The 17,489-nt window shown below is 39.4% G+C and carries 16 protein-coding genes and 4 pseudogenes; 12 read left to right on the forward strand and 8 right to left on the reverse strand.

All coding sequences use genetic code 11. The features are described from left to right. Positions 1-17: 17 nt before the first annotated feature. Both SSOP1_RS12795 and SSOP1_RS12800 read right to left on the reverse strand, forming a co-directional pair. Complete coding sequence (locus SSOP1_RS12795) at positions 18-1,307, reverse strand: glutamine synthetase family protein (RefSeq protein ID WP_010923920.1); 1,290 nt, start codon at positions 1,305-1,307, stop codon at positions 18-20. Positions 1,308-1,344: 37 nt separating this feature from the next. Then, positions 1,345-2,100: a hypothetical protein gene (locus SSOP1_RS12800; protein WP_009992728.1), complete on the reverse strand. Its 756-nt coding sequence runs from the start codon at positions 2,098-2,100 to the stop codon at positions 1,345-1,347. Positions 2,101-2,232: 132 nt separating this feature from the next. Between SSOP1_RS12800 and SSOP1_RS12805 the strand changes: the two genes are divergently transcribed. The 5 genes from SSOP1_RS12805 (at position 2,233) to bluB (ending at position 7,283) form a co-directional block, all read left to right on the forward strand. After that, the gene (locus tag SSOP1_RS12805) at positions 2,233-2,604 is read left to right on the forward strand and encodes a hypothetical protein (RefSeq protein WP_009992729.1); all 372 of its coding nucleotides are present in this window, start codon (positions 2,233-2,235) and stop codon (positions 2,602-2,604) included. Between the two features lie 351 nt (positions 2,605-2,955). Then, on the forward strand, positions 2,956-3,915 hold the full coding sequence (locus SSOP1_RS12810; RefSeq protein ID WP_010923922.1) for an IS5-like element ISC1234 family transposase: 960 nt from the start codon (positions 2,956-2,958) through the stop codon (positions 3,913-3,915). A 182-nt stretch (positions 3,916-4,097) separates the two neighbouring features. Beyond that, positions 4,098-5,264, forward strand: coding sequence for an MFS transporter (locus SSOP1_RS12815; protein ID WP_010923923.1), 1,167 nt, complete (start codon positions 4,098-4,100; stop codon positions 5,262-5,264). A 33-nt stretch (positions 5,265-5,297) separates the two neighbouring features. Then, the gene (locus SSOP1_RS12820) at positions 5,298-6,527 is read left to right on the forward strand and encodes a dihydrolipoyl dehydrogenase family protein (protein ID WP_009992731.1); all 1,230 of its coding nucleotides are present in this window, start codon (positions 5,298-5,300) and stop codon (positions 6,525-6,527) included. A gap of 72 nt (positions 6,528-6,599) precedes the next feature. Further along, positions 6,600-7,283, forward strand: coding sequence for a 5,6-dimethylbenzimidazole synthase (gene bluB / locus SSOP1_RS12825; protein WP_009992733.1), 684 nt, complete (start codon positions 6,600-6,602; stop codon positions 7,281-7,283). Here the strand turns inward: bluB and SSOP1_RS12830 are convergent. Beyond that, the gene (locus SSOP1_RS12830) at positions 7,270-7,818 is read right to left on the reverse strand and encodes a hypothetical protein (protein ID WP_009992735.1); all 549 of its coding nucleotides are present in this window, start codon (positions 7,816-7,818) and stop codon (positions 7,270-7,272) included. The genes bluB and SSOP1_RS12830 overlap by 14 nt on opposite strands. Positions 7,819-7,951: 133 nt before the next feature. Here SSOP1_RS12830 and SSOP1_RS12835 point away from each other — a divergent pair. Continuing rightward, a pseudogene (locus SSOP1_RS12835) lies at positions 7,952-8,250 on the forward strand (transposase); the annotation flags it as partial. A gap of 112 nt (positions 8,251-8,362) precedes the next feature. Beyond that, positions 8,363-9,217, forward strand: a pseudogene (locus SSOP1_RS12840) (transposase); the annotation flags it as partial. A gap of 7 nt (positions 9,218-9,224) precedes the next feature. Here the strand turns inward: SSOP1_RS12840 and SSOP1_RS12845 are convergent. Further along, positions 9,225-10,289: an ISNCY-like element ISC1217 family transposase gene (locus SSOP1_RS12845; RefSeq protein ID WP_010923925.1), complete on the reverse strand. Its 1,065-nt coding sequence runs from the start codon at positions 10,287-10,289 to the stop codon at positions 9,225-9,227. Between the two features lie 193 nt (positions 10,290-10,482). On the opposite strand from SSOP1_RS12845, the gene SSOP1_RS12850 reads away from it, so the two are divergent. From SSOP1_RS12850 to SSOP1_RS17440, 3 genes and pseudogenes are all read left to right on the forward strand, one after another. Then, positions 10,483-11,442 (forward strand): IS5-like element ISC1234 family transposase, encoded by a 960-nt coding sequence (locus tag SSOP1_RS12850; RefSeq protein ID WP_010923364.1) that lies wholly within the window; start codon positions 10,483-10,485, stop codon positions 11,440-11,442. Positions 11,443-11,617: 175 nt separating this feature from the next. Continuing rightward, positions 11,618-11,838: pseudogene (locus SSOP1_RS17190) on the forward strand (ISH3 family transposase); the annotation flags it as partial. Positions 11,839-11,992: 154 nt separating this feature from the next. Then, positions 11,993-12,441 (forward strand): annotated as a pseudogene (locus SSOP1_RS17440) (RNA-guided endonuclease InsQ/TnpB family protein); the annotation flags it as partial. Between the two features lies 1 nt (position 12,442). Here SSOP1_RS17440 and SSOP1_RS12860 read toward each other — a convergent pair. Continuing rightward, positions 12,443-12,724, reverse strand: a complete 282-nt coding sequence (locus SSOP1_RS12860) for a hypothetical protein (RefSeq protein ID WP_009991796.1) — start codon at positions 12,722-12,724, stop codon at positions 12,443-12,445. A 115-nt stretch (positions 12,725-12,839) separates the two neighbouring features. On the opposite strand from SSOP1_RS12860, the gene SSOP1_RS12865 reads away from it, so the two are divergent. Together SSOP1_RS12865 and SSOP1_RS12870 are read left to right on the forward strand one after the other, a co-directional pair. Continuing rightward, the gene (locus SSOP1_RS12865) at positions 12,840-13,907 is read left to right on the forward strand and encodes a VIT1/CCC1 transporter family protein (protein WP_009991795.1); all 1,068 of its coding nucleotides are present in this window, start codon (positions 12,840-12,842) and stop codon (positions 13,905-13,907) included. A 39-nt stretch (positions 13,908-13,946) separates the two neighbouring features. After that, positions 13,947-14,939: a hypothetical protein gene (locus SSOP1_RS12870; RefSeq protein ID WP_009991794.1), complete on the forward strand. Its 993-nt coding sequence runs from the start codon at positions 13,947-13,949 to the stop codon at positions 14,937-14,939. Positions 14,940-14,943: 4 nt separating this feature from the next. On the opposite strand, the gene SSOP1_RS12875 is transcribed toward SSOP1_RS12870, so the two are convergent. The 3 genes from SSOP1_RS12875 to SSOP1_RS12885 all read right to left on the reverse strand — a co-directional run bounded on the left by SSOP1_RS12875 (position 14,944) and on the right by SSOP1_RS12885 (position 17,451). Further along, on the reverse strand, positions 14,944-15,768 hold the full coding sequence (locus SSOP1_RS12875; RefSeq protein ID WP_009991793.1) for a DUF929 domain-containing protein: 825 nt from the start codon (positions 15,766-15,768) through the stop codon (positions 14,944-14,946). 15 nt (positions 15,769-15,783) lie between these two features. Then, complete coding sequence (sfsA, locus tag SSOP1_RS12880) at positions 15,784-16,506, reverse strand: DNA/RNA nuclease SfsA (RefSeq protein ID WP_009991792.1); 723 nt, start codon at positions 16,504-16,506, stop codon at positions 15,784-15,786. Positions 16,507-16,851: 345 nt separating this feature from the next. Further along, entirely contained in the window at positions 16,852-17,451 is a 600-nt protein-coding gene (locus tag SSOP1_RS12885; RefSeq protein ID WP_009991789.1) for a hypothetical protein, read from the reverse strand. Between the last annotated feature and the right edge of the window lie 38 nt (positions 17,452-17,489).

A 17,489-nucleotide genomic window follows, 5' to 3' on the forward strand; every position in this document is an offset into this window, starting at 1 on the left:
ATGTGCATGGGAATCTATTATAATCGTCTATACACCTCGTACTCCCAATCAGTTACTAAGCTTTCATATTCCTCTACTTCAGCTAACTTAACCTTTATGAATTCACCAATTATTTCTTTACCTATCCTCTCCACCAATTTAGTGTCCTTTCTCAATTCATTTAGAGCTTCTCTGAGATTTCTCGGAATATCATCAATATCTTTTCTATAGTACGCGTTTTCATTTACAGCTTCTGGGGGCTTTAATCCTCTTTCTATTCCATCCAATCCAGCTTCTATTACTGCAGTTAAGAGAAGATATGGATTTGTGGAGGGATCGGGGACTCTATATTCTATTCTCCTGTCTAACTGTGACATTCCGGGATATGGTGTCGGTATTCTTATCATGGCGGACTTGTTGTTATATCCATAGGTTATTTTAGTTGGTGCCCAAGAACCAGGAACAAGTCTTTTATAGGAGTTAATCGTTGGTGAGGCTATTGCGGTTAATGCTTTAGCGTGTTCCAACAAACCAGCTATGAAATTGTAGGCTAAGTCGCTAAGTCCATACTTATCATTATGGCTATAGAATAAATTCTGATTATCTTTCCATAAGCTGATGTTTAAATGGAGTCCAGATCCAGCCAATTTATTAAATGGTTTTGGCATAAAGTTCGCTTCTACACCATGTTTACTTGCTACTTGTCTTGCGACTTCCTTAAATATAACAACTTCATCCGCACTCCTTAGCGCGTCTTTATGCATTATATCAAACTCATACTGTCCTGGTCCATATTCCTTTATTATTCTTATTGGTTCTATGTTAATTTGCCTTAACGTTTTAGCAATTTCTGGGATTATTTGATTGTTATAAAATGCAGAAGGATCGAAACACCTAGCATCATCCAATGGTTTTTTATCCTTTGTTAAATAGAACTCTATTTCGAAAGCTGATTTGAAGTCGAAATCGTATTGTTCTTTTGCCTTTTCTATTGTTTTAATTAATATACTTCTAGGATCATAATTCCATGGATTTCCATGCTTATATAGGTTGCATATTACTATGGCTGATGGTGGAAAGACTGAGAGTGTATTAAGGTCTGGAGTAAGGAATACATCTTCATCTTGTGGTCCAAATGTGCCATAGGGACTTATGTAATCCATTGGAGTAAAGCTCATCATTGCCATTGTTAAGCCTATACCCGTTTTCAATAATTCATCTACATGGTCAATATAAGCTCCCTTTGATCTAATATACCCATCTAACCCTACCCAAGTGAATCTTAGAATTTCCACGCCCTTTTCTCTAAGTTCTTTCTCTACATTCATTAATAATAAAATAAACTTGCTAGTTTATTAACAATTATCATTGCTGAGTAAAGTTAGTATTTACTTCTTCTGGTTCTTCATACCACTTTACTTTTTCCCCAATCTTCGCCCTCATTTTCCATTTAATACTCTTGGGATGTTTCTCTATTATTTCCCTTAATTTTACTAGTTTAGGTTCTATTATTTCCCTGTTTTTATCGTTTTTCATGAATTCTAATACTCTATCATGATTTATTGTATAAGTCTTATAAAATCCCCAGTCTTCGGATAAGATTTTAGCTATATAATTATAGTTCATGGTCTTCTCGTCGTCTCTTTCCCCTAATTCCACATCGTAAAGCAGTGCAGCTATATCTTTCTTATCATTTTCAGTAAGTTGTATTATTTGCATTTTTGTCAGAAATAAATCCGAAGTTGGGATGGTATATTTCATTATTCTTAATCTATCCTTTAACACAAGTTTATGACACATTACGAATTCATCTAAAAAAACATCAACTGTTGAGTTAATTATAGGATCAAAGAACATTAATCTAATATGTCCATGCAATGCGTTAAACCTCTTATTTGGAATCAATCCTATACCTTCTAAGAATCTAGATATCTTAGTACTTTGAGATGAAAGTCCAAAATAATCTATATCCTTGTATACTCGTGGATACAATTCTGATCCCTTTTTAGCTATTAGAGCTATTGCTGCTCCTCCAATCACTCTTAGAGTTATTCCCTCATTCTCAGCCTTATCTATTACTTCTATCCCTCTATTCAGCAATTGTTCCTTAGTTAATGTCATAATAATTATTTAGAGTTACCTCAATATAAATTATGGCATTATGGATATTTTAAAACTTCTTGACAGAATGATTAAAAGGTCGTTAGAGCGATTAGGCAAAAAGTTTATAAGCATAGTTAGAAGTGTGTGACTATGGAACCTCTGATAGCCATAGATCTAAATTCCAATATGAGTATTTCTCAATTAGAGAGTTCAGTTAAGAAACTTTTTGAGACATTCGGAGCTTTGGATGTAGTTTTCATTATAGATGACGATAGTATAGTGGAACTAGATGGAAATTTGGTTTTGACATTTTATAGTGTGAAGGAGTTGGTAGAGACATATAAGGTATTGAAGAAACTCTCAGAAGTTAAATCCAATAGGTTAAGGGTTACTAGTGTGATAAGGTTAGAAAGAGATCTAAAAAGGTTCCCATTAGTTGTAATAACGGACAGGAAGATCGTTGGCTTAAATAAGAACTTAATTTTTGTGTATGACGGAGATAAAGTGAAAGCAAGATATTAAGTCTTTTATATATTTATAATAGCATAAAAATTGTCATATCTTCTTAAAGAGTTTTTACGAAAAAATTTAAGGTAGGAGGCACCCGACTAATGTTCTCTGAAAAATCACTGTGAAAAATTCAATAAAAATCTTTCTTGGAACACCGTTTATGTTTAGCTGTTTGTATTTTTAGAAGATAATTTTTTAGTATAATTTTATGAGATAGAGTCCATGAAAGCTGAAAATTGGAGTAATGTAGTTGGTGGCTACATCTCGTGAGAGTGTCCGGAATGTAAAAAATTGAATTTTTATTGGCAAGAATAAATTGGTTTCTAGTATTATCTTGGATTAAATTGGAGTAACACTTAAGTTATGGGAGTAGAGGGTAGTACCATGGCAAGAACATTAAGACACATACCAAACCTGATGTACTACCCTCTTCCCCCAATAGAGGATATGCCGTGGAGGGAAAAATGGTTAACGGAGATCAAGCCCGTGCTGGACGCCATGGATTTGGAGAGGGTCCTTGGCGAGGGCGCGCTGGTTTACCTGAAGTTGTTAATCGTCATGGTGCTCTATTCCTGCTCCTATAGGGACGCGGTGAAAATGGTCAACGTGAACGTGGTCGTGGCCTGGTTCGTGGGGAGGAAGGTGGGGAAGAGCACGCTGCACGACTTCGTGGGCAGGTTGTACGGGGTGAGGAAGAAGTTGTTGGAGATTTCCTTCAAGCTTGAGGAGAAGTGCCTACCCAGTTACCTCCCTGCGAGCGCGCATCTCGTGGACTTCATGGCGTGGCTAGTGGACTCCTTCCTACTGGACTTACCTCCTGGGAAGAGGAGCGTGGAGACCTTTCGGGAGAAGGCGGAGCTGGAGAGGAGGGAAGGTAACTTGGAGAGGGCCAGGAAGCTGCTCTCCCTGGGGAGAACCAAGAGGAGGTTCGAGGGAAGGTGGACCAAGAAGAGAGGGGTCTCGCACTACGGGCTCAAGGCAGTGGCCGTGATCTCCGTCTCCCTCTTCGTGAGGTCCATCACGTTGAAGCCAGCCAACTTCTCGGACAAGAGGTTCAAGTCACCGCTCAAGGGGATTAAGATCGCGGACAGGGGATTCTCTCCCTCCCCGACACAGCTCATAGCGCGGGAGAAGCCCTTCACTACCCTGAGGGCCCACGTGGAGTTCTTCGGCACCTACCTGAACGCGTTCTGGAGGCCCTACGGGACTACGACTTGGAGGAACGACGTCTTCCTTCACGTCCTGGGAGTGATCTACAACATCAAGATATTCCTCGCGATCCAACGGAGGACTCCTCCAGAACGTAGAGCCGTTCAGCTCTGAGACGCACCTCCTCGCGATCAGACAACGCTATGCGCGATAGGTAAATCCTCTCGTCTTGATATTTTTCCATTATAAAGTTTTTCTCGGTGATCCAGGTCCTATCCTTCTGGCAATATTAATATTTATCATTCTGTTTATCTATTCGTTCAGATAATTACATTCCGGACACTCTCTCGTGGGTAATGGATGGGTACGATTTAGGTGCTGTTGTTATTACAGCAACGATATTAGGTAAATTGTTCTATCCCGGGATAGGTTTGCTAAGTGCAGTTTTGCCCATAGTGTTTACTGTAATCTCTAGGCCATTAGGTGGATTTGTTTTTGGTTATGTTGGAGATAAATACGGCAGAAGAGTTAGCTTACTAATTTCGGTATTAGGTTACTCTTTATCTATAGGCTTAACTTCTATATTACCTACTTATGCCCAAATAGGGATTTTAGCTGCCGTTATAATTTCAATTCTAAGATTTATACAAGGTATATTTATAGGAGGAGACGTTGCGGGTAGTTTCACTATAGTAATGGAAAGCCTTAACAATTATAGAGGTCTATTTTCCGGTATAATGCAATCTGGAGTTTTGGTTGGTTTTGTTGGAGTTGACTTCTTATTTACTTATTTAGCGTCTGTTACTGGAGCACAGTTTATATCGACTTATTGGAGGTTAATTTTCGCCATTGGAGTAATACCAGCAATATTGGCTGCCTTAATTAGATTCAGGATGACAGAACCTAGTGTCTGGCTTAAGATAAAACATTCTGCAAATCCCTTAAAAGGCCTAAGAGAACTTCCGCAACCGTTTCTAGTTATGGTAGGCTTCTGGTTGGCAATTTACGCTGGACCTCAATTAGTACCTACATTGTTTGGGCAAGTGATGAAGTTGCCTCCTTCGTATTACGGTCCTTTAGTTCTCTATATGAATTTAATAGGGATACCATCCATGTTGGTTGCAGGAGTTCTCTCGGATTATATAGGGAGAAGAATGATGGGTATAATAGGTTCGATATTTGCTGCAATAGGTTCATTAACTTTTTATTACTTTATTCAAATTCACAACATTAACCTATTATATCTTATATTACTTTTCGGTTTTCTGGTAAACTTGCCCTCTTCTATAACTCCTGCATTTTTATCAGAGAGATTTAAGACGTTTACAAGAGCTTTGGGAGTTGGCACCGCGTACAATGGAGCATATATAATAGCGGGTTTCGCTCCGATTTACGTTTCCATTCTTTCGAACTTTATGAATCCATTTAATGCAGCTACAACAGTAGCAGTTATCGGCTTCATTATAGCCATAACTGGACTTATTGCGGGACCGGAAACTTATAAGACAAGTCTAGAAGAGTGATTTGTTTTTTAATGTTAAGTCAAATATTTTCTTATGAAGATAGCAGTTATAGGTTCAGGTCCAGCTGGAGTATCAGCTTCATTAGAATTAGCCAAAAACAATAAGGTAGTATTAGTGGAAAAAGAGGAAAGACTTGGAGGAACGTGCGTATTATATGGCTGTATTCCATCTAAGGCTATGCTACATCCCATACACTTGGCTTCTGAACTCGAAAAGTTAGGCAAAAATATAACTTTCGATTTGGGAGAGCTGAGAAAATTAGGACAAGATGCGTCATATAGGCTATCTAAGGGAGTCGAATATATGCTAGAAGATAATGGTGTAGAAGTTATTCATGGAATCGCATCTCTTAGATCTGGGCAATTAATAGTAAACAATGAGACTATCCAAGTGGATTACGTTGTTTTAGCTACTGGTACTTATAGAGAAGTTGTTAAGGGTATAATATATTCAGAGGATTTGCCTTATTTGAACAAGGACTTTAAGAGCGTTATAATTGTTGGCGGAGATGTAGGAGGTGTTGAATTTGGATGGATGTTAAGGAAACTTGGAAAGGAGGTAGTTCTAGTTGATAAGCAATCCTCGTTATTACCATATCTAGATAAGGAGGTTAGTAATGCTATAACTAACTACTTCTCTAAGATTGGTGTGAGATTGTATTTGAATCGTTCAGTTAAGGAGATGAAAGAAAAAGAGGTGATATTAGAGAATGGAGAGAAGTTAACTGCGGACGTCGTATATATGACTTTTGGTAGGAAGCCATCTATCCAAGGATTTGAGGAGATCAACCATAATCCTTTCGTCATCGTTGACGAATATTTAAGGACTAGTCTAAGTAATGTTTTTGCTGCAGGTGATATAATTGGTACTCACACTGCCCATGAAGCAATGTACGCTGGGAAAATAGCTGCAACTAACATTATGGGTGGTAAAAAAGTATTTAATAAACAAGGCATACCTAAGGTCGTATATACTCACCCTACAATAGCTTATGTTGGAAGTATGGAAGGAAAATGCGTTAAAATAAATTTAGTTGAGTTAGGTCGTGCGATTACGGAAAAAGAGATTGATGGATTTCTTAAGCTATGTATTAAAGATGATAAGATTGTGGGAGCTCAAGCTTTTATGAAGGATGCTGAAGAAGTGATATCACTAATTTCATTCTTAATTAGGTATAATATTAAGGTTAATGAGATTAAGGATTATGTAGCTCCTCATCCTTCCTATATCGAAGCTTTAACTGAACTTCTAAATAGACTCTGAGATAGATTCATTCAAATTTCATTGCACAGCACAGTAAATAAGCATATATAGCTGGATAGCCTATCCATAAATATGGATGTATACGAAGCAATACGAAAGAGGAGGGATATAAGAAGTTATTACAAACCCGACCCAATCCCTGATGAAGTGTTAGCTAAAATTCTTTCTGCAGCCCATATGGCTCCTTCAGTAGGTTATTCTCAGCCTTGGAATTTCATTATAATCAGAGATGATGAAATTAGGAAGAAGATTAAGCAGGTAGTAGAGGAGGAGAGAAAGAGATTTGAAAGCGTTTTAGATGAAGAACGCAAACTAATATTTTCTAAAATAAAGGTCGAAGCAATACTAGATACTCCTGTTAATATGGCGGTAACCTATGATCCTAATCGCTTTGGTCCTAATATTTTGGGCAGATCTACTATGCCTGAGACCTCATTATACAGTACCGTATTAGCAATAGGGAACTTATGGTTAGCGGCTACCGCAGAAGGTATAGGGGTTGGATTTGTGTCTTTCTTCAATAAAGAGAAAGTTAAAGAGATATTAAATATTCCCAAGGAGATAGAGTTAGTAAGTTACCTAACCTTAGGATATGTTAGAGAGTTTCCTAAAATACCGGAGTTAGAGGAGAAGGGATGGAATAGAAGGTTAATGTTATCGGATCTCGTGTTTGAAGATATTTTTGGCAAGAAAACTAATAATAATTTCAGACTGTTATTAGATAGAACATTTGAGGAAATATTTAATAATTTCTGAGGTTTTCAAATTTAGCCTTAACTCTTAAGGCTCTACCCATTTTTATTACTTCATAATTTATTTGTAAATTATTGCACGATCGTGTAATCTCTATTTGATCCTCTGATATAAACCTTATATTTGGCTTGCTACAAAGGCTTACGTCAAGATATTGGGATAGTATTTCGTCTATTTCATTCATACTATTTACTGTAAATTCTAATTCTATAGTATTTCTCATCATTCTTGCGAACGTACCGTGTCGGCTTGACATATATGCCGTTGCTATGCATGTTATGCTTCCAATTAAATTGAATACCAATACTAAATAATAAAATGGATATCCCAAAATAGTAATTCTCACTATATAAAATATATATGTTGTTAATACAGAGAGAAAAACTGAATATGCTACGGAAGACACTATTGAAAGCCTATAGTTTGTTTTGAAACGATAACTTAGTAACAACCCAGTAAAAAATGGTCCTATTATTGGAACCCACCATAATAAAAACGGAAGTAAAAATACTGCCCTACTTAAAGTGAAATTTTTCAATGCGAATTAATTTCTCACTTTATACTTTATTAAGTTTTATCTTAATGGGGGTTAAGGGGGCGGAAGACCCCATCCCCAAGGGGATGGATAGTCCCCTTATATTTTAAATATAAGAACTACAGATATACAATTAATGCCTGAAGTAGGGTTCCGCTTCCGCGCTTACACAGACGAACAAGCACTGAGGGCGTCAAAAGCCCAGTTGAGGCTAGCATGTGAGGTATATAACACCCTACGTTGGACAGATACGTATTCTACCAAAGGGATGGGAAAGGTCTTACACAGACGGAGTTAAGACAGATGGCCCTTGACTTAAGAAAGCAGGATGAGGAGTACAAACAACTTCACTCACAAGTTGTTCAACAGATAGCAGATCGTTTTTACGAGGCTAAGAAGAGGTTTATGGACGGGCTAGCACGCTTTCCAAGACAGTATGGGAATCTCTTTTTTCTCGTAAAAAACGAGATGTATGAAATACAGAAAAAGTTGAGAGGATGAGAATTTCTGGAGAAAAGTTCGTATATGCGAGGGCGAACCTGAATGTATGAAGCATGAGAATACAACTAAACCGGCGAAGTTCAACCGAGACTTCGCCAGGTCCGCCCTCAAGATAATTTACTCGGTCCTCACTAAAATACTTTTCCCTGAGGAACTCCTCAGTGCCTTGCTTAAGGCGAGTGGGAGCTACTTGAGCAGGTTGGGAAAAGATGGGAGAAGAGCGTTGAGAAAGTTGAACGTGGTTCAAGTTGAGGACGTGAGGGATGCGTTGAGGAAGATGGGGAGGATGACGTTAAGGGGAGTCAGGGACAGGAGGGTAGCAGTGGACTTCCATGTCATACCTCAATACCACGCTAACAAGAGTTTCTTGAGTAGGATAAAGCCAACTAAGGGGACGTCGTGGGGATTGGTTCAAGCTGCGATCTTCCTCCTGGGGAGGAAGAGGCGCTTCCTGGACGTGATCCCAGTGACCGTGAAGAACGTAGCTGAAGGTTTCAAGGCGGTGATGGAGGTAATCGTGAAGGAGTTAGAGGAGGATAAGCTGAGGCTCGTCATGGTCTTCGCGGACAAGGAGTTCGCGGTGAACGAAGTGATTAGGTTCCTCTTGGAGTTGGGCTTGGACTTCGTCATATCTGCCAAGGCCCAGATGTACAAGAAGTACGAGGGGATGTTGCAGAGTGTGGACGTGAGTTTCGGCGGAGTCAGATACACGGGCTTCCTCTGCGTGAGACATGGGACCGGAGCTTATCTCATTATCCTGAGGAAGGAAGACGGCAAGATTATTGCCTTCCTCGTGAGGAGGGAGATCGACCTTCACGATGCCATAGTCCTTGCCGAGATGTACAGGGAGAGGTGGGGGATAGAGAACGCCTTCCGCTCCCTTGAGGAGTTCAGGATCAGGTAGCACTTTACGGTTTTCTCCTCCTCTTGAACAGTTTTTTGATCCCACCCGCCTCACGGTAAATACTTTTTATCAATCTGGCCAACCTTTTGGCCCCGAGCATCAGACCCGTGGAGTACTTGAAGTATTGAACAACGAGGAGGGAGAGAGCCTTCAAGGCCACGAAGCCTGAGTTCCTAACCCAGGTCAAGAAGGACCCACCCTCGAGTCCCAAGGCCTTGAGCTCCCTGATCAAGACCTCTATGTCCCAACGGTTCTCCCAGGTCGTTATGATATCTTCAGCCGTGTCGTTAAGGTCGGTGGAGAAGAAATACCTCCTCCCGTAACCCTTATAGTCATCTATAACAAGTAACTTTATGGGAGTCCCCAAGTACTCTACCAGGTACTCCCCTTGGGGGAACTCGCTAACGGGCACGGATCTGCCACCCTCGACGACTCGCGCGCTGGACTTGAGTTCCCCCACAGTATTCCCTTGGAGAGTCCTCGAGTTCACGTACCACGAGTCGAAGACCTTGGATTTCACATTCAAACCTGAGAGGGAGGAGAGAAACTCCAAGAGGGCATCTATCTTGGTCTTGAACTTCACCTCCTCACCCCTACGCTTGAGCTCCTCTTCCACCTTTCGGGGTATGTAGGCAATTATGTGGATCACGTAGATCTGGTTGTTCACCAGATCCTTGACGCCAATCACAAGGAGTTGGATCGCGGGTTCGAACCTCTTGTGCGCCCTACAGTAGAAGATCTGCGCCCCGTTTCTGGAGACCGGCATGGCCCTAGCGTAGAGCTTGTGGTCGTGGGTGTCGTCCACTATGAGAAGGACAGGATGATCCCCGACTAACTTCTTCACGACCTCGATTAGTTTGGCTTGAGCTGCCTTGTCCAAGTTATTCAGTACGGTCTCGTAGTCCATCTCGGCCTCTTGAGCTATCTCGGTAGCATTTCTTCCCACAACCGCCCCCAAGAGTAGCCTCTTGGCAACGTCCTTCCTCGTTCCAGTCATGGATAGTATGACCTCGTTAACTGCCTTTTCCAATGCCTTATAGTACTCCTCCCTCGTCAATTCTTTGGTCATACCAAAATTAAAGGTTCTAATTTTAAAAAGTTTTTATGGGCCTCTTGAACTGCCAGGATTTTCCGATAAATGCTAATCAGGATTAGGACTTGTGACGTGAGAGTGTCCGGAATGTAAAAAATTGAATTTTTATTGGCAAGAATAAATTGGTTTTTAGCATTATCTTGGATTAAATTGGAGTAACACTTAAGTTATGGGAGTAGAGGGTAGTACCATGGCAAGAACATTAAGACACATACCAAACCTGATGTACTACCCTCTTCCCCCAATAGAGGATATGCCGTGGAGGGAAAAATGGTTAACGGAGATCAAGCCCGTGCTGGACGCCATGGATTTGGAGAGGGTTCTGGGCGAGGGCGCGCTGGTTTACTTGAAGTTGTTAATCGTCATGGTGCTCTACTCTTGCTCCTATAGGGACGCGGTGAAAATGGTTAACGTGAACGTGGTCGTGGCCTGGTTCGTGGGGAGGAAGGTGGGGAAGAGCACGCTGCACGACTTCGTGGGCAGGTTGTACGGGGTGAGGAAGAAGTTGTTGGAGATTTCCTTCAAGCTTGAGGAGAAGTGCCTACCCAGTTACCTCCCTGCGAGCGCGCATCTCGTGGACTTCATGGCGTGGCTAGTGGACTCCTTCCTACTGGACTTACCTCCTGGGAAGAGGAGTGTGGAGACCTTTCGGGAGAAGGCGGAGCTGGAGAGGAGGGAAGGTAACCTGGAGAGGGCCAGGAAGCTGCTCTCCCTGGGGAGAACCAAGAGGAGGTTCGAGGGAAGGTGGACCAAGAAGAGAGGGGTCTCGCACTACGGGCTCAAGGCCATAGCCGTGATCTCCGTCTCCCTCTTCGTGAGGTCCATCACGGTGAAGCCGGCCAACTTCTCGGACAAGAGGTTCAAGTCACCGCTCAAGGGGATTAAGATCGCGGACAGGGGATTCTCTCCCTCCCCGACACAGCTCATAGCGCGGGAGAAGCCCTTCACTACCCTGAGGGCCCACGTGGAGTTCTTCGGCACCTACCTGAACGCGTTCTGGAGGCCCTACGGGACCACGACCTGGAGGAACGACGTCTTCCTTCACGTCCTGGGAGTGATCTACAACATCAAGATGTTCCTCGCGATCCAACGGAGGACTCCTCCAGGACGTAGAGCCGTTCAGCTCTGAGACGCGCCTCCTCGCGATCAAGCAACGCTATGCGCGATAGGTAAATCCTCTCGTCTTGATATTTTTCCATTATAAAGTTTTTCTCGGTGATCCAGGTCCTACCCTTCTGGCAATATTAATATTTATCATTCTGTTTATCTATTCGTTCAGATAATTACATTCCGGACACTCTCACGTGAGGAAGGAACTGGTCCTCGTCCTGCTCTCCTATCTTCTCTTGAACGTCTGGTTCTTGATCCGTTCTTGGAGGAAGGTCAAGTTGTGGGAGTTCTCGGTCTCCCTCTCGAACCTCCTCGATCGGGAGGTAAGAGTGGAACAGGGACGCGCGTTCCGTGAAGTGAAGACGTCATTCCCTAAACTCCAGCTAACCCTATGCACCTCCTTCCAGCTACGTGAAATTAATTCTTAATATTTAACTTCTATGGTGTAAAACTGATTTATTAACGATTATTTTCACAAAATATATATCATGCTATTTGAATAATACCGATCAAATTCAATTTAAGTAATATCCTCATTTATCTCAGAAGAAGGAGATCTCCATACTGACGTAAAGAACTTGAGGAAAGATATTTGCATGAAGCTCGGTAAGTATTTTGCAGAGCACTACGATATCGTGGTAATGGAGGATATTAGCGTTAAGAAGCTGGTTGGTAAGTCTCTCAAGGCGAGGAGGAGGCTTCACGATGTTGGTTTTTACGAGTTTAGGACGATACTGTAGTATCAATTAACAAAAACGGTAAGAAGCTCACTCTCGTCGATCCAGCATACACGTCGATGACTTGTGCTAGATGCGGATACGTTAGGGAAGATTTAACTCTCTCCGACCGCGTGTTTGTTTGTCCTAAATGCGGTTGGATAGTAGACCGTGACTATAATGCTTCTCTCAACATCTTACGTAGATCGGGGTCGGAACGACCCTTAGTGTGGAGCTCTGCCTTCTACCGCTGGCAAGGTGAGGGTGTGAAGCAAGAAGCCCTGTCCGTTAGGGCAAGGTAGTTCACTTAAGCTCAATAACGTTTCCTTCTGTGTCCTCAAAGTACAGTATTCCATCTTCTCCAATTACTACATATCCAACCCTTCCTCTACATTTATATGGAAATGCGAGTAGCCCCTTTGTCTTTAATCCGGAAACTGCGTACACTGGCAATAAAGAGTCATCTAAGTTTAAGGCTAGGCAGTCTGGTATTAACTTAAATAGGTCGTTAAGTAGGCTATTAAGCAATTTTTCATATTCGTCTCCTAAACCTTTCAGCTTTCTCGCCTTTTCAAATATGTCCATGTTTAATATTCTCCTTTCGTAAGCTAAAAATTTCCCCTTTTATTTAGAATGAATATTATTTTGGAATTACTATAAGTTAACCTTAAATTCTACCCTATATAGAATATTATAAAGAGTGAGAAAGTTGGAGAATATTATACTTAAGAATTACGAAGAAGAACTATTTGACCATGAAGTTTACAGTAAGTTAGCAGAAGTAGAGAGAGATCCAGAGTTGAAGAAGACACTCTTTAAGTTAGCAGAAATGGAGAAAAAACATTCGGAATTTTGGAGAGAGATTGCAGAGAAGAGAGGACTTAAAGTTAAAGGAAAATTATCCACATTAAATAAAATCAAGGTGGACTTTTACAGTTTGTTACGAAAAATTTTGGGTTTAGATATTACTATTAAAGTCCTAGAGAGTAGTGAGGAAGATGATATAGAGAAGTATAGAAAATTGTCAGAAATGGAAATGTTCTCGTCTGAGGAGAAACAAAGGTTAAAGGATATCATGGTAGACGAGGCAGTACACGAAAAAGTTTTAGGGAATGTTGAAGCCAAGAGCGTAGGTGATTTTGTATATGGTATAAGTGACGGTCTAGTAGAGGTTCTGGCTGCAGTGTCGGGATTATCTGGGGCTATATCTTCACCGCTGTTTGTTGCCGTAGGAGGATTGATAGTAGGAGTATCTGGAACGCTTTCAATGGCAATAGGTGCGTACCTATCTACTAAGTCAGAAAAAGATGTAAAGATCCAAGAAAGAAAAAGATTAGAGTTAGAGAAGAATGTTGATCAGCACTCAGTTCAATTAAGGCTAGTTAATTTCTTCACAGAACTTGGAGTAAATCTAAATCTAGCTAAGAAGGTTTCGTTAAGTTTAGTAAACGTTGCTGAAGATATTCTATACCCGGAAGTTAAAGAAAATCCAGTTAAGAGCGCCTTGATTACCGGTTTGTCATATATTACTGGAGCCATAATACCCATATTGCCATATTTAATTGGTCTATCTGGGCTTACTGGTCTGATTACATCATATATAGTTGCAGGATTATCTACGTTTATAGTGGGTTCTATTATAGGAATATTAAGTGGAATAAGTCCATTTAAGAAAGGTATCCAAATGGCTTCTTTAGCACTGCTAGCAGCTTTAGGTACTCATGGTTTAGGATATTTAGCGTCAAGGTTTCTAAATGTTAGCATCTGATATGAAAGCCTTTAAATTTTATTATTTCTATTATTAGACGTGCCTAGCTTATTTGGAAAAAAAGTTAAGGTAATACACCACATAGATCAATTACATTCAACAATGAAATTAGCAATAAAGACTATATTAGATTCTTATTTGCCAGATGTTGTAAGAGGTTATGGTTTTAAGTACGCGGATCCAATATGGGGAGAACCCATTTTTATACCCTATGGATATCTAGATGGGGAATTTAAGGATACTATTGATGCATTTAAAAAAATCATGGAGGAGATTAATGAAAGAAAAGAAGATGGTTTAGCGAAATTTAAGGAATGGTATCCAGATGCAAAGTTCTTTGATATTTACAGATTTATTCAATATTCGATCCCTGGGACTGAGGAAGGTTACACTCCCGGTATTGCAGTAGACCCCTTAATGCCATATAATTATTTCAAGGATGGCTTAAATGAGGTCAAGGATGAGGTTAAAGGAGAAGTTGTTGTTGCATCTCCATCACTTTCATCCTTTACCGAGTTTAAGTTTTACGACCCAATAATAGGGAGAAGAAATGAAATAGTTGATGCATATATTTGGATTAATAAGTTATTCCATGAACAATATGATAAGGATAAGATGTATGATGAGAAATTAGGAAGACATTATATGAATACTATACTTGACTTTTTAGAAGGATATAGTAAAAAAGGAAGAGTTAATGAGATAGAGGGGGGCGATGTTTTATTGATTCCAATGTTTATATGGGGTAAGGACAAGCTTTTCAATGATAATAGTAACATAGTTTCAGCGTGGCAGAATTCTAAGTTGTTAACTAGTTCAATGTTCCACGAGATTGAAGCATTACCAGTTATACTTAATAAACAATATTTCGACTCCATAGTGAATAGATGTTCCCAGACTTTTACTAAAATCATTCTATTAAGTAATAAGAAACTCCCTCAAATTGATAAATGTAATGAATGTCCATCCTCCTTAAGACTACTAAAACTACAAAAAGAGGGTAATTTCTCAAAAGTATTTATAACGAAATGATTTTTTAGGCTAAAGCCTCGTTTATAGCGTTTGTTATTTGGCTTGAAGCATTAAGAATTTCATTGTAAGCTTGTAAGTACTGTCCAGAAGGCGTAGCTTTGTTTAGTATTATATTGTATAGTAATGTGGAATTTAACGTTGCTAATGTGGATGGACTGATTGAATTCGGATATCCCAAATCGACCCAAGTACCACCAGGTCCAGTTATTATTAATACTGTAATTATGTGGGGGTAATTACCAAAATATGCTGGGGCTACATTATTTAGTTGGGTGTATGTCTGATTTACTTCGTAATATACCACCAGATTATATGCCCAACTGGGTAATTCGCTTTTTAACTCTTTTAATCCAAAAGTTACATCATCAGTATTTATTAGCGTACCATTAGTTGTTTCATTTAAATATTGCCCATAAATGTAAATTGGGTGGAAATATACTCGAGAGTTTGGAAATGGCGTGTAGTTTAGGAATAGTAACCCTGGGATTTCCCCTCCAAAGTTACTCTCGTACACTGAAGAGTGTGGAACTACGCTTAGATTTCCATATTTAGAAAGTGCTAAATATAGGGGCCAAGATGTTGTAGCACCGTTTGGACAACCATACCAGCTTACGAAGTAGATTTCTACTGAATTGTTAGATGCGTAATTGGTATTACTGATTTTATATAAATTAAAGAGAGGAGTGTTTGCATTGGCTGTAATTAGTGAAGAGGAATGGCTAAAGTATGGAAACGCTACTAAGAATACAATTACCACAGCTAACACAACAAAAGGTATGTAAATCAACTTATTCTCATTTTGTTGTGATTTTTTCCTTTTAGCCATCATATATACAACTGAGCATTAAGTTAAATTTGTTTTGCATAGTGGAATATCTCCGACATAGACTATCTTATTTCCGATTAAGCTAAAAGTCTTTATGTAGACTTTTAATCCTTCCTTTATTGAATCCCAAAACTCAACAGAAAATTTGGGATCGGTTTTCTCATTAGGTAAGAAGCATTTAGCGTCGTTCCTCATTACTAGAATCAATAGTATTGCGTTAAATCCCTTTCTCATTAATTCTCTCAACTCTTTTAGGTGCTTTCTGCCTCTTTCGGTTGGAGCGTCTGGGAAATAAGCTATCTCGTTTTCCACCAATGTACAGCCTTTTACTTCCAAGTATGTATTATCATACTTGAAGTCAATTCTACTATTTCCTACCTTAACCTCCTTTTCGTAGATTTTTGGTATAAATTTAGAGGCTATAATGTTATGTAATCTACTATCTAATACTATAAATCTTGAGTTAGCGTAAGCTGCAGTTATTGAAAATTTTGTCTTATTACCTTTTGTTTCCCTTATTAGAACTAAGTTTCCAGGGTAAATTAATTCTTTTAATCTGCCAGGATCGTGTAAATGTACAAGGATTTCTTCCCCGTCAAGGGTTACTTTAACTAAGAATCTATTTATTCGTTCTATAACATATGCCTCAAATAATTTTTCAGTAAACTCGTATACGCTAAACCCCTCTTTAATATAAAAGGGCGAGACTCTAGTTAGATCTTGGGAGTTGCTTTCATTCATAAAATCTAATCAACAACAGTATATTGTATTTTAATAATATATAGGTTATACTGCTAATGGGGTTAATAGGGATGAACGGGGCAAAGATTCGCGACTTCGGTAAAGTCTAAGGGCTGAGTGTTGAGCACAAATTTATGAAATCCTATGAAGCCCAAACCTCTAAATTGGCAAGAAGGAAAAGCTTACATGTTGAAAGGTAGAGAATTATCACTAAAATATTACTAATAAAGAATACGCTTCTCATTTTTCCCTTAACGTATTTAAGTTTTTTAACCATTATATCTGTTAATCAACTGATGATGAATTTGCCGAGTGTTGATAATGTGAAATAAACTTAGTTTCTGACTAAGAAGGATTAACACATATTCTGGTGTTATACTCTTCTTGTATTTCATTACACTCCATTCTATCTGAACTTACGAGCAATTTTTCTAATTTCTTTAATTGTGAATCCACAAATGTTACCTTATATCCTGTAACTATGTACCAAATATTATTCTTATTTTGGATAACCACTAGTCTAGGAGAGAGTTCTAGTAACATTTTTTTGACATGTTCAGTATTGCTACCAGTTCCGCTGACTCTGAATTCCTTAACCACAACATCTCCTTGACTTCCCTCTATCTCATATCCATCTACGTAAATAGTTAATAGAGCCCCTAATCTCAGTATTGTTGAGAATTCTTTAGGTTCTAGTTCCATTTTATATTTTGAAATATATCTCAACCACCTTTCCCTTTTCCTTCCCCTAGTTTTCATTTTTATTAAGCCTTGTAAGCTCATAGAACTTAGTATATCATTTACTGTAAAAGTGATGAAGTCTGGATCCCTAAAGATTTCCATACCTTTGCATTTCATATCAGTGATGATTCCATTGCATAAGTAGGAGTATTCTTGCAATGGTGGGATAAACAAATCTTCAATACTAGTAATTTTAAGTCTCACATAACTCCTCTATACACACTATCGGATTTAAGTATTTA

It is taken from the genome of Saccharolobus solfataricus, from assembly GCF_900079115.1.
Lineage (GTDB): Archaea > Thermoproteota > Thermoprotei_A > Sulfolobales > Sulfolobaceae > Saccharolobus > Saccharolobus solfataricus.